Origin of the sequence: Granulicella sp. S190, assembly GCF_009766095.1 — a bacterium.
Taxonomy (GTDB): domain Bacteria; phylum Acidobacteriota; class Terriglobia; order Terriglobales; family Acidobacteriaceae; genus Edaphobacter.
On sequence record NZ_LMUD01000014.1, the window covers coordinates 93653 to 107711 of the forward strand.

Below are 14059 nucleotides of genomic sequence, written 5' to 3' on the forward strand. Positions count from 1 at the left end.
GCTCATAATGCGATTGAGCGTCCACAGCTTGAGTCGTATGGATAATCAGGGACGATTCTCGACTTTGTAGTGCTATCTCATCGCCACTTACCCTCATGTAATGCAAAACCTTTATAAGTTACCTTCTAATGACTTAAGTTACGTATTCATAAACTTAAGTGAAGTAGCTTTACTCGACTCTGCGTAATATCTAAAACATCACAAGCCAGCTCATCAGGACGCGAAAGTACAGATGCCCCTAAAGGCTGGCAAACCAAGGACCTGGAGAAATTAATGAACACGATGAGTGACGCGGATGTCTCAACACTTGCGCTTCAGCGACGACGTTTAATGCTCGCTTTTTCTGTTGCCGCCACCCTCGGAACCATTGGCCTTCCGCACGCGATGGTCGCACAACAATTCCCAACCACGACCTTCTTGCCGATGCCTGCACCCGCCGTACTTCGAATGCATGCCGGCGGCGCTGCAAGTGGTCTCTGGGCTGCTGAAACAGGACTGAATGGATCTGGCTCGTCCCCGGTCTCAACGGGCAATGCCATCACCACGACTCTTGATCCATTTCCAGCGCCACAGACGATTTACCAAACCGCACGCAGCGGCGTATTTACATACACAATCTCTTCTCTGACCCCGGGTGCAACCTATCCGGTCAAGCTCCATTTTGCGGAGATTCAGGATACGGCCGCAGGACAGCGCGAATTCAATGTCGCTTTGAATGGGGTTCAGGTGCTCTCCAATTTCGACATCTTCGCAGCAGCAGGCGGTGAATTTATGGCGGTCGAGCGCGCATTCACAACCACGGCCTCGAGCGGCGGAACGATCGCCATACAATTCGGAAGTGGAGCCGCAGGATCGCCTTTGGTGAGCGGCGTTGAGATACTGCCTCCATTGAGCTCCGGTACCACGTTGAATACGGGAGTCTATACGGTTATTTCGAAGGCAACGAGCCTCAGCCTGGATAACAACGACTCAGTGATCTCCGGGACGAACGTGATCCAGTACACCGGAAGCGTTGGCAACACTGGCCAGCAATGGCAGATCAACAAGCTTCCGGATGGAACCTATGACTTGGTGAATCTCTCCGGCGGCCTCGCACTGGACTCCAATAACGTCACGACTCCCGGTGCAGCCGCCGCTGAACTCACTTCTGCCCCGGCTGTTCCGACACTCAACCAGCACTGGCGAATTACACCTCAGACCGGTGGTGGATACACCGTCTCAGGTGCTGCTAATGGGCTCTATCTTGACAGCGGCTCAAGTGCGAGCAACGGTGCGCTCATCACGCAGAACAGCATCTCCCAAGTCACCTCTCAAATTTGGACAATCGCTCCGGTGCAGATCGGTGCCTCCACTCCCTTTGTAACGTACGAAGGCGAATGGGGAACCTTGCAGAACGGTGCCACGGTTACCTCCCAGCTCGTTCCACAGGCTACTCAATTTGTCACCGAAGCGATCGAAGCTTCAGGGCGCGCCTATGCTCACCTGGCAGGTGCTTCTTCCTCGGTACAGTGGCAGAACCAGACCGGCAAAGCAATCACTGCGGTCAACATTCGTTACTCCATTCCGGATGCTTCGACCGGCGGTGGTATCGATGCAACATTGAATCTGTACGTCAATGGTCAGTTGCGGCAGGCCGTACCGATGAACTCTCATCAGACGTGGACCTATGAAACAGCTTCGGACTACTTCGGCGCGATAGAAACACCAGCCGCAGGCGAATCTGCCTTCATGTACTGGGATGAAGTACACGTCTTTATCTCGGGCGCCGCGGTCCAGCCGGGAGACAGCATCGCACTTGAAGTCGATACACAGAAGAACACAGCCGCATATTACGACATTGACAGCATCGATCTGGAGGCCCCTCCGGCGCCTTTGTCGCAGCCGGCAAATTCCGTCTCTATCACCGACTACGGAGCCGTGGCGAATGACAGCACTCATGACTACAGCTCGCAGATCCAGAACGCAATCAACTATGCAAGCGCTAATGGACAGATTGTTTGGATCCCGCAGGGTACGTTCCACATTGTCAACCAATTGCTCGTCAACAATGTGATCATGCAGGGTGCGGGCGCCTGGTACTCCGTTCTCTACTGGGATACCTTGGACTATCCTGACCTGCCCGGCGCGAGTGTACCCAGTACCGATCAAATTACGGGCGAGAGTTCAACGCTTGAAAACTTCGCCATGGACAGCAACTCCAATCGGGAGGTGCACAAATATGGCGTAAACCTGCACGGAGCAAACTGGAAGATCGATAGCCTCTGGGTGCAGCACGCCGGTCCAAGCCTCTGGCTCCAGGGCACGGGGGGCCTTGTGCAGAACATGCGCATCAACAATTCCTTCGCTGACGGGATCAATCTCAATAATGGCAATGGTGATGCAGCACAGGGGACGAACGTCGGCAATAACCTGACAGCGCGTAACAACTTCGTGCGTGGCACTGGGGATGACGGAGTTGCGATTAATTCCGTCGCAGTCGGTGGCACGGGTGCTTCCTTTGTTCAGATGCAAAACCCGACGGTCATTCAGAACACCTCGGTTGCACCGTGGTGGGCGAATTGCTTCGGCGTATATGGAGCAGCAAATATCTACTTCGCGAACAACTTTGGCTCTGGCGGGTCACGCCAGAACGGCATCGACGGCGGCCCCTTCTATTCCATCGGTCAGCCATTCCAAAGTGGCAAGATCCAAGGTAATATCCTGTTTCAGTCTGGAGGCAGACACGGCAGCATTACACCGAACCCAGCTATCACCGGGGGAGCTGGCGGCAACTGGGGCTGGAACAAAACGCTGGTTACCAATCAGATCATTCGCGGCAATAGCATTGTGAACGCGACCTTTGACGGGCTTCAGGTTGTCGCAATGGAGAACGGTCAGATCGACAACAATACAATCAACTCACCAGGCATGAATGGAATCAACATCCAGTCAGGTGCTCAGGGTAATGCGGTTTTCAACAATAACCAGGTCTGGAACGTCCAGAGCGGCTATTCCCCGTTCATCGATTCGGCTTCGTCAACGTTCAACGCCACGGGAAGCGGCAACACCAACTTCACGCCACAATAGAAGTTGTAGATTTGCAGAAATTGGGCGTCCCTTCGGGACGCCCCAATTCATATCAGGTGAGCACGTATGTGTTGCTTTCACTATCTCGGTCATATCCTTTTCATGCCAAATGTCGTACCTATAGTTTGAGGTACATATAATCTGCTCCTAGCCGCGCTTGAGTCTACGGAGAGTGCTGCTAGACGTGGCGAGTTGACGGAAGCGCAGGTTCTGCTGAAGCAGATGGTGCTCGACTCTGTCACGTTACCGAATACACGACGGAGCTACGCCCTGACGCTGGATGAGCTGTTCACGTCTCTGCTGATCGGTCGTTGACCCTTGGATTGCGACAGAAGTGGAAAGCCTCGATGGATGCGTTGGCACCCTCGACTATCATTCTGAAATCGGCCGCCGATGGTTTCCTTCCAGCAGGAAAGTGTGGAATTGCTTCTCGATAGAGTCGAGCGGCAGGGTCGGCTTCCGTCCAGGTCGCGTGGCGAAGCCGTCCAGGTAGTACAAGAACATCTCGTTCACCGTGCGTCATCGATGGCTATCGTTAGCCAAAGTTTTCCGACAGATCCATCATCTCCGCAACAGTTTGATGTCGAGTTGAGCGTCATCGACCTGCCAAATGGCATTGGGCTTCAAAGCCTCGCGCCTATGCGCCAGATCGAATTGAGTAGTTCTGGACCAATAGTCGATAGTTTGGATAAGAGTAGCGAGCCGCATGCGGGTAGTGTTGGTGCTGACGGCAACCCCGTGATTCTTTTCTCCGCAGAAGAAGTTTTGCGAAAGCCCTTTGTCCTGTCAACGAGCAACACCCATTCGAACAACTTGCAAAAAAGATTTGCATCTGTCCTTGACATCCGCTCTTGTCTTTTACAAGCATGGCAAAGAAAACAAAGAGCCGTTATGAGTTGAAGGAAAAGCTGGGCGAAGGTGGCATGGGCGTAGTGTGGAGAGCGTATGATTCTGCCCTCAACATTGATGTTGCGCTCAAGATGCTGCTGGATGTTCACGATGCTGCGGCTCTTGAGCTGTTCTACGAAGAATGCCGGAAGCAATCAGCGCTTGCACACCCAAATATAGTAGAGATCCGTGATACCGGGAGCTTTGACGGGGACGGAGTCCGCAGTCCTTACCTCGTCATGCCGCTGTTGCACGGCAGAACTCTCTCTGCACTTATCCGGTCTTCAACCCAGCCATTGTCGAACGACCGGTGCATGGATATTATTGCGCAGGCTGGTCGAGGTCTGCAGGCGGCGCATGATGCCGGTCTTCTGCATCGTGATATCAAGCCTAGTAATCTGTTCGTGCTCGAAGACGATTCCGTCAAGCTTCTTGATTTCGGAGTCGCACTGCAAATGGATGTAAGTCGCACGGTCGGCCGCAAGGGGACATTGCTTTATATGTCCCCTGAGCAGCTTGCCATGAGGTCGCTTACGCGCTCCTCTGATGTATTCTCACTCGCCGTGGTTTGCTATGAGATGCTCACCCGTAAACAGCCCTTCATGGCGGCCTCTGAGGAAGGTGTTGTCGAAGCGATTCGAAAACACCATCCTCCTCTTGCCTCATCCCTCAACAGCAATGTAAGTGTCACGTTGAGCCAGGTGCTGTGCGTTGCGCTGGCGAAAGATCCTGCGCATCGTTTTTCCAGCGTGAAAGAGTTCAATGACGCTCTGCGGCGGGCACACTACGACCCCCTCTTCATGGTATTTGATCCGACGAAATTCAAGCCCCGGCTCGAGAAGGCCACTGCTGCTTATGAAGCTGGGAATTTCGAATTCGCACAGGAGTTGCTTGGAGAGTTACAGTCGGAGGGCTTTCTGACTGAAGAGTTCACCGCCCTCGCAGAGAAGGTGCAGAGCGCGACGAAGAAGCGTGATATCGAGCGACTGCTCGCTAGCGCCCGCGCCCGCGTGCAGGATGGCGAAGACAGGTTGGCGTTACAGCGGGTCAGCGAGGCTCTGGACCTAGATCCGCGACAGGAAGATGCCCTTGTCTTGCGGCATGATATCGAGGCGCGACGGGCTGAGGCAGATGTCGTGGACTGGTTGCGCATCGGTCATCAGCATCTGGAGAAGCTTTCGTTCGTCCATGCCCGTGAGGTCGCGCAGCGCATCCTCGAGGCGCATCCAGAGGAGGATCGCGCACTTCGTTTTATTTCGCTCGTGGAACGACGCGAATCCGAAGTGCAGCGCATCCTCGAGCAGAAGAAGGAAGCCTACGCAGAGGCGCTCGATGCAGAAAAGCATAACGAGATTACTGCCGCGCTCAGCAAGATGAAGATGGTGTTAGCGCTTGAGCAGCAGGCCCCGGACGGCAACAAGCCTAAGCAACTCGCTGTCTTCCAGAGTTTCTATAACAAGCTGCTCTCTGAGCATGAAGCTATTGCTGCAAGCTATACCGAAGCAACGCAGTCAATGGAGCGCGGCGACTACGCGATCACTGCAGAACTCTGCGACCGCTTTCTCGAGCGGTTCCCGCAACACACCCTGTTTAAGGCGCTCAAGTTCGATGTCGACCAGCGCCGACGGCGTTCCATTTCGGCCAGACTCATTAAAATAGAAGAGGCAGTTGAGAACGAGCCAGATCTGGACAGGCGTGTGGCGATGCTTGAAGAGGTTGTGCGTGAGTCGCCAACCGTGCTCGAGTTCAGCCGGTTGCTCGAGGCAACGCAACAGAAGAGCTCGCTGGTAAATGGGATTGTAAGCCGAGCACGTGAACTCGAGGCTCGCCAACTCCATGGGGAAGCACTGGTGCAGTGGGAGACGCTGCAGACAATCTACCCCGAATTTCCGGGCCTTTCTATTGAAGTAGAGAACCAGAGACTTCGATGGCATCTGAGTGAGCGCCTGACGCGTAAGAACCAGTTGTTAAGCGAGATCAGAGAAGCACCGGAAAACTGCGAATTTGATAATGGACTGCGCTTACTGGCCACTGCTATGGAAGAGTTCCCGCAGGACGTTGAGTTTGTTGAACTACATGCGTACTTACAGCAGAAGCAGGAATTGGCTGCGCATTTAGAAAATCTGCTTCAAGATGGCAGACGCAGCCTGGATGATGGAGACGTGTTGTCCGGTCTTGAGAAGCTGCGTACCGCCTACAATTCCGGTACGAAGACAAGGCGAGCTAAGACCGAGCTGATAGAAGGATTACTACGTGCGGCCAGAGCGAGCCAGGGTGATGAGCGCCAGGCAAGAGCTTACCTCTTGGAGATTCTGAACCTCGACCCGGGTAATCATGCGGCTAAGGGGATGTTGCAGTTTCTGGAGGATCAGTCGGAGTATCGCAGTGTGGATGAAGTACTCTCGCGGGCGTTACAGCTACGCAACGGCAACAATCTGAGGGGCTCTATCGGCTTACTTGAGAGTGCGTTGCGAGAATATCCTTGTAATACGCGCCTCCGCAAGGTCCTGAATGAGATGGATGCCGGCCCCGTGGAGATACGCACACGGGCTCTCGAGGCGGTCCGCAGAAAACGTCTGGAAGAAGATAGCCTGGTAAGCGCTCCTTCGATCCAAGAGCATGCGGCCTCCATCGAGCGCACTGCCGATCGTTATAAAGAAGACGAAGAGTTTCAAGTCGAATCGCGCATATTGAGGGCGCGATTACAAACTATTGCAACTACGGCGCCCGAGAACTCGGCTCCTTCCCGCGAGCAGCACTCCGTAGCCGTGCAACTTCCTAAAAAAGCAAACCGACGAAGCTCCACTCTTATCACCGGCTGCATTGCTGCAATGCTGCTTGCAGGAGTTGTACTGATCTGGCATAAGTCGCATAAAAGGGCACTGCCGGCTCAGCTTGCATCCGCCACTGTAAACCTCCGTACCGTGCCTGTGGGCGCGTCGATCTTCCTCGATGGTAAGGAACTTGGCAAAGCGTCCCCGCTTCTTGGCGTGCAATTGCCAGAAGGTAAAACCACCTTACAAGCGCAACTGCCCGGCTATGAGAGCGTGGAGCAGGTTGTGGATGTAGCCGCTGGTAAACAGAACGACTTCACATTGGCACTCGTTCCTGTCGCACAGCAATTACAAATTATCGGTGCCGGTCGACTGCGCATCGACGGCGGCAGGGGGGAGAGGGTACGCTCAGGTCAGATTACGGCCACGCTAAGCCCTGGTCCTCATACACTCTTGTGGAAGGGAGCAACCGGGTCTGTAACGGCTCTCCACGTTCAAGTAGAAGATGGGAAGCCTGCCTCGCTCTCCGCTCCTCTTGCCGCAGGCACAAGCGGTCCTGTGCTTGTAGTAAGTGTCGCTGGCGGGCAGGGTGCAATTTATACGAACCCCGGAGCGCCGGTCCAACTCGATGGCACCGCGAAAGGCATAGCGCGTCGAGAGGCAATGGCGTTCGATCTCCCAAGCGGGTTTCATGTGGCCACATCCGGGAGAGAACCGGACACCTTGGACGCGAAGTTCCAGACCGGCCCAGGTCGCCTGCTTCTCGTCGTATTTGACAAGCTCACCCGTTTCGGGTCGCTGACAGTACTCTCTAATATGGACGGAGCCGACTTGAAGCTTTTGCATGGCGCAACCATTGTGCGAGAAGGCAAGACAGAGCAGGGGCGATTCGACATACCCGATCTTCCTGCCGGCACTTACACACTCAAGGCCAGCATGTCCGGTGCAGATACTATCGCGCCGCAAAGCATAATCATCAAAAACGGTGACTCAGTAAGCGCCACGCTGCTGTTCAATAAGAACGCTATCACACATGCGCTCTGCATACACACAGTGCCTGATGTAGAGGTGTTGATGGATGGCCATACAGTGGGCAGAGCAGGATCGGACGGCACCCTGACGCTACCCGCTGTGGCAATCGGCACGCACCATCTTGAGGCTCGACACGGTGGAAAAGCTTCTGTGCAGGATGTAACGCTCTCCGAAGCGGATGGTGTTTTGAAGGAAGTTTCGCTGAAGCTGGATGATGAACCGGGCGCCGTCACCCTGCAGCTTGCTCCTGCGGAAACGGTAGTCACGGCTTTTAACCCGGATGGAAAGCAAGTTCCGCTCCCCTCTGCTGCTGTTGGAGGCGCGATCCTTAACCTCCCTGAAGGTAGATACCGCTTCGTAGCCACGGCTGATGGATATACGGATCGCACCGAAACTGTAGACGTGATTGCCGGGAAGAGCGCAACCGTAAATCTTACGCTTACACCTGTCGCTTTCATGGAAGCTGCTCCGACCATTGAAGGCTGGGATAAGGGCGAATGGAATTTAGATGCGAAGGCACACACGCTTACCCACAACGGGGGCGACATAGGTTTTTACTCCGTGCAACCGGAACGTGGCCGCTATACGTTTGGGGGCAGTCTCGGTCGCGGATTCTTGCTGAACAGGCCCCGGGTGGAATGGGTGGTCAACTATCGCGGGCCGGATGATTACCTGCTCTTCTCGCTGGATCACACCGGTCTGGAACTATTCTCGGTCGTAAAGGGAAAGAAGATCTCGCATGGAACGAAGATCGAGCTTAGCGTGCGTGGCCCGTACAAGATCATGGTTAACGTGGAGCCGCAGCGCATCAAGGTTTCGCTGCTCGAAAGCGGCGCATGGAAACTACTGCACGACTGGACAGATCTTCCGGCAGACGATAACCAAGGCAAGTTTGGTTTCAAGGGAGCAGTCACTCTCAGTAACTTCAACTTCAGCAAGTAGTGTTCAATAGAAGGAAATTACATGGCAGATATCGCACTTAGCATTCAGATAGACGGCGAAGAACTGGAGTCTGATTGGCTTGGCAGAAAGGGTATCGTTGGCCGTGTTGTCATCAAGAAGGCGCTGAACCAGCATTCTTGGTGCGAGATTGCACTCCGCCAAACCGCAGAGAATCGGCCTCTTATTGAAAAATGGATCGGGTGTGGGATCTCACTGCGGTCCACAGCCGGTACAAAGCTGTTTACAGGTTTTGTGCTTGATGTGCGCCTGAAGTATGAGAGTTCTGGAAGCTTTCAGGTCTTGATCAAATCAGTAGATGAAAGTTATAAGTTGGACCTCGCCCCCAGGCATTGCTATTACGGAGCCGTGTCGCTGAGCGAGGTGGCACAACAGATCGGAGCTCGAGCGGCGGTGACGGTCACGGTCGCGCAAGGAGGTGACACTAAGGCACCCCTTGACCTCGTTCAGTGGGGCGAGACGGATTGGCATTTTCTCTGGAGACTCTGCGACGACTTAGGACTTTACGTCATCGCGGCAGATGATGGAATCCACATCGCGCAGGGCTTTACCCAGGATGGGCCAGAGCTACAGTGGCGAAGCGATCAGGATGCGGGCATCGTCGAGTTCAGCATAGGCGGCTCGATCGGCGTGCCATCCACTGATGGCAGCCACTACGATTTCTCGTTGTCTAAGAGTAAAGCATTCCAGCAGGTGAAGAAGGATGCAGCGTTGAGCGGCGCCGCTCCGAGCTTCACCAGTGCGGTCGCGCGGCAGTCCAAGGCTACTCTGCAGGCGGGTTATAAGATGTGGCGCAACCGCAGTAAAACACTCGATGATTACAGGGCTTCGCTCGAGCAGGAATCGGAGTGGTCGTTGGGCAGCGGACTGTCCTGCGAAGGAGTAAGTCGCTGCGAGTCGTTGGCTCCAGGACAGAGTGTGCAGATCAACGGTATCGATGGCGGCTCTGGTAAATACAACATTACGGAAGTTGTGCACACCTGGGAGCCGGTCGGTTATACAAATCATTTTTACTGCACGCCATGGATGGGCTGGCGTTCTAATCCACACCCCGCACGACCGCAGGTGACCGGAGTTTACTCCGCCCGTGTGATCAATATCGATGATCCACACGGACAAGGCCAGGTGCAGGTGCAGTACTACTGGCAGGAACAGGGCCAGACTACATGGATACGCCATTTAACCCCCTATGCGGGCGCGGATCGCGGGATCTTCTTTCGGCCTGAGGTAGGCGACGAAGTGATGGTAGCGTTTGAGGAAGGTGATCCGGAGAGGCCAGTTATTTTGGGTTCGGCATGGAACATGTCGGATGTTATCCCGAATGAAGACTTCTGGGGCGGCGAGACTCACAACAACGATGTCAAACGTATAGTCACCAAAAGCGGACATCGCATCTCGCTCGTCGACAAAGAGGGTGCTGAGTCTATCGCGATCGCTACACCCACTCACGCAAAGCTGGTACTGCACGAGAGGTTCGACGAAACAGGTCGGCCCGCGATCATCATGAATGTCGACCATGGTGACCTGATCTTCAACGCGCCTAATGGACGGATTCACTTTCACGCGAAGTACTGGTCGCGTGAGGTAGGAGAGTGAGAGGACTTATGCAGGTATTTGATGGAAGCATCAAGACGAAACGTCGCGTCGCGGATCCAAAGACCGACACACGCTCAAGTGCACTAGCAAGCATTGCGCTGTCTGCTATTGATACGCCCGGGGCCATGCTGTATCCAGGCTCAGATGTCTCAGTCGTACATGGTCACCAGAACCTGTACGTGAGTCAAGACCGCAGCGTGCGGGTAGCGATGAACCATGATACCCAAATTGGCATGAGCGAAAATCATCTCGTAACGTTGAATCGGAGCGTCACAGTAATGGGAAGTTACACGCGCTCCGTACTGGCGAGTTCTCTCATAGGAGTGGCAGGAAATTACACCAAGACAGTCGCGTCAAACTACAGCAAGTCTGTGGTGGGTGTCTCCTCAAACGAGATTGGAGGGGACTACTTCAAATCTGTCCGATCAAATTATTCCAAGTCTGTTCAGGGCAATTCTGAGAATGCCATAGCTGGCAATTACGGGAAACATGTCACGGGCAACTCCAACCATCAGATTGCCGGAAATTATGACAAGCAGGTCGCGGCGAACTACACGAAACAGGTGACAGGTATCTCCACGAATCACATTACTGGAAATTACGTGAAGGCGGTGCAGTCAAACTACGTTAAGAGTGTGGCAGGCAACTCCGACAATCTCATTGTTGGCAACTACGGCAAGCAGGTTACGGGTAACGCCAGCCACGCTATCACAGGGAACTACACTAAGCAGGTAGCATCAAATTACATCAAGGCCATTGCGGGTGTTTCCGCAAATCACATTCAGGGTGACTATCTGAAGATGGTGCGGTCGAACTATGTTAAGACCGTGACCGGTGATTCCGATAATGCAATCAGCGGGAACTATGCCAAGATCGTTACCGGAAATGCCAGCCACCACATCACGGCCAATTACTCCAAGCAAGTGATGTCGGACTATTCGAAGATGATCACGGGGGTTTCAACAAACAGCATCATCGGCGATTATCACAAAAATGTGCAATCGAATTATACGAAGACCATTATTGGGAATTCGTCAAATGGCATCACTGGCAACTACGGGAAACAGGTGACCGGGAACGCAATTCACCAGATTACGGGAAACTACAGTAAACACGTCGCTTCGAATTACACCAAGGCCGTTACGGGCATCTCGGCCAATACAATCGGCGGGGACTACCTCAAGACGGTGCAGTCGAACTACGTCAAGACCGTAGTAGGGAACTCGAACAATGCCATCACGGGAAACTACGCGAAGCAGGTGACGAGCAATTACACGAAAGCTATTACGGGCGTCTCGACAAATACTATTACCGGGGACTACCTGAAGACCGTCCTGTCGAACTACGTGAAGAGTATTACAGGAAATTCGGAGAATGCAATCACCGGAAACTATAGCAAACAGGTGACCGGGAATGCGAACCATGCAATTACCGGGAACTACACCAAAATGGTCGCCTCGAACTACACCAAGGCAATTATCGGTGTCTCGACAAACAACATTACCGGAGACTACTTGAAGACTGTCCAGTCGAACTACGTGAAGAGTATTACAGGAAATTCGGAGAATGCAATCACCGGAAACTATGGCAAACAGGTGACCGGGAATGCGAACCATGCGATCACCGGGAACTACACGAAGTTAGTCGCGTCGAATTACACCAAGGCAATTACCGGTATCTCGACGAACAACATTACCGGGGACTACCTGAAGACTATTCAGTCGAACTACGTGAAGAGTATTACTGGCAATTCGACTAATGCCATCAGTGGTAACTACGGCAAGCAGGTGACGGGCGACGCCAACCACGCAATTACCGGAAACTACACGAAAAAAGTACAGTCAAAATACACCAAACAGGTGAGTGGAGACGCAGAGAACATCATTACAGGCAGCTACAAAAAAGCAGTTGCGGCAAACTATGTAAAAGCAATTACCGGCAGCGCAGCGAATACGATCACGGGTTCCTATTCAAAGAGAGTGCAGGCAAGTTACGAGAAGCAGGTTACCGGGACGTATGGAAAGACAGTTTCGGGGGACTATCAGAAGACGCTGCTTGCGAATCATAATGAGTCGGTAGGCGGCGAGTCCGCTTCGACAGTAACAGGTCCCTCTACAAAGACCTACACCGGCGAGCAGATTCGCATCTATGAAGGTAATCTCACAACGACGGTCACCGGAAATCATACCAGCACCACAAACGGCAATACTATTAGTACACGGATTGGTCCTAAGGTCGTGACACAGGTAGGTGCCCATGCGCTTGTACACGCAGACATATCCACGCACACGTATCCAGAGTGGGTGACGATCTCAAATCAGAAGGTTACTATACAAGGTTTTAAAAGTGACACCAGTGGTCTGGCCAACAGCATTGCTGGCTTGAGCGTGGGTATAAGCCTCAACAATATTGCATTTGCCCTGACTAAGCAGGACTGCTATATCCGGAAGGATGACTTCGGGATATGGAAAGCAGATAACCTCGTTGTAAAAACTGTTACAGCTGCCAAGAAGACGACAGTAGCGGCAGTTGTTAATGACGTGGCCGTGACAAGTGTCGATACCGCGGCAACCACCGTTGCTGCTGCACCGGTAAGTACTGAGGTGCATGAAGAAGTGTTGGATGTTGTTGCATGCGAGACCCTTATTGGCTTAGCGATGGCAGAGAATTTGGTGTCGATTACCCATGCGGGTGTCATTAACGAGGGATTAGGGCATGCACTTCCGTAGGGGCGAGGTCGATATAGTGATCTCTTCGGATACTAGTTCAGAAGAGGATCGGATGAGTCTCCTGCCGCTTCGAAGGGCGGAGTCTTTGCAGACATTTAGTCTGTTCTGGTTGCCTGCTCGCTTCTCAACAATGCCTGACGGACAGAAAGAGTGGCTCATTGTCTTTTTCAAACACCTTGATCAAAAGATCGCTGAGGACTTAGAACTGGCAAAGCTACTATTCCTCCACGAGCAAACGTTACGTGGAAACAACGAGCTGAAGGAGCACTTCTACAAACGCCTCCATCGTTATGCTCCGGTTCCCGGTCCCAGTCGCTCACTTACTCAGCCCCCCAGGGCGAAAATGGGGCCGGGTGATATGAAGAAGTTTGCCAACAACAGGAAGAATCCAAGTATTGATCCCTATATGACTGAAGTTGCATTTCGGTTCCTTCACGATGGAGCAGCAGATTTTACAAAGGTCTTCATGGGATATGGCGGTATGACGATAGTCTATTGTGGAGACGCCAGCGAAGAGATGATGCCTCCGATGCAAGTGCCAGCGATGCCGAAAGTTGCTGTCCCTAAGTTCCTACAGAAGCATACTTTGCTCAAGACGATGATCGAGGACTTCGAACCTGCTAGGCCATCGGCGATGCCTGGCTTTCTTCGGAATCATCCCGCCATGCAGGTGCTTTCGACGGGGCTCGGAGTTGATTTGAACTCAGGTAATTCGTCGATCCATCTGGACACCTTTGGGAAGAAGAGCAAAGATGTCTTCGGCAAGGCGATCGAGGATTCTGCTGGGTTCGAGGGACTACCTTTTATCTTGCCTCGCCTCAGTTCTTCCGACTTTCTCGCTCAGGCTGAGGAGGAGGTGCGCACTTGGTTCGGGGTCTTCGATATCTATATTAGGGAGTGCCCCGAGGATGAAGGAATCGTCATTGCTTCAAAACATAACCTGAGGCAAATGTTCAAAGAAATCATCGCCTCCATGCGCGTAGATGGCTACCAGTATTGGGAAGGCTGATCACA

At 53.2% G+C, this 14059-nt stretch carries 6 protein-coding genes; all 6 read left to right on the forward strand.

All coding sequences use genetic code 11. The annotated features are described in order from the left end of the window. Positions 1-273: 273 nt before the first annotated feature. Positions 274-3066 carry a malectin domain-containing carbohydrate-binding protein gene (locus GSQ94_RS06900; protein ID WP_158942838.1) on the forward strand — a complete coding sequence of 931 codons (2793 nt, stop codon included), beginning with the start codon at positions 274-276 and terminating at the stop codon, positions 3064-3066. Between the two features lie 417 nt (positions 3067-3483). After that, a complete protein-coding gene (locus GSQ94_RS06905; protein ID WP_158942840.1) occupies positions 3484-3966 on the forward strand; it encodes a hypothetical protein in 483 nt (160 codons plus the stop codon). Positions 3967-3989: 23 nt separating this feature from the next. Then, a complete protein-coding gene (locus GSQ94_RS06910; protein WP_254063757.1) occupies positions 3990-8702 on the forward strand; it encodes a protein kinase in 4713 nt (1570 codons plus the stop codon). A 21-nt stretch (positions 8703-8723) separates the two neighbouring features. Next, positions 8724-10316, forward strand: coding sequence for a phage baseplate assembly protein V (locus GSQ94_RS06915; protein WP_158942843.1), 1593 nt, complete (start codon positions 8724-8726; stop codon positions 10314-10316). 233 nt (positions 10317-10549) lie between these two features. Next, positions 10550-13045: a hypothetical protein gene (locus GSQ94_RS06920; RefSeq protein WP_158942845.1), complete on the forward strand. Its 2496-nt coding sequence runs from the start codon at positions 10550-10552 to the stop codon at positions 13043-13045. A gap of 52 nt (positions 13046-13097) precedes the next feature. After that, a complete protein-coding gene (locus tag GSQ94_RS06925) occupies positions 13098-14054 on the forward strand; it encodes a hypothetical protein (protein ID WP_158942847.1) in 957 nt (318 codons plus the stop codon). The last annotated feature ends 5 nt before the right edge of the window (positions 14055-14059 follow it).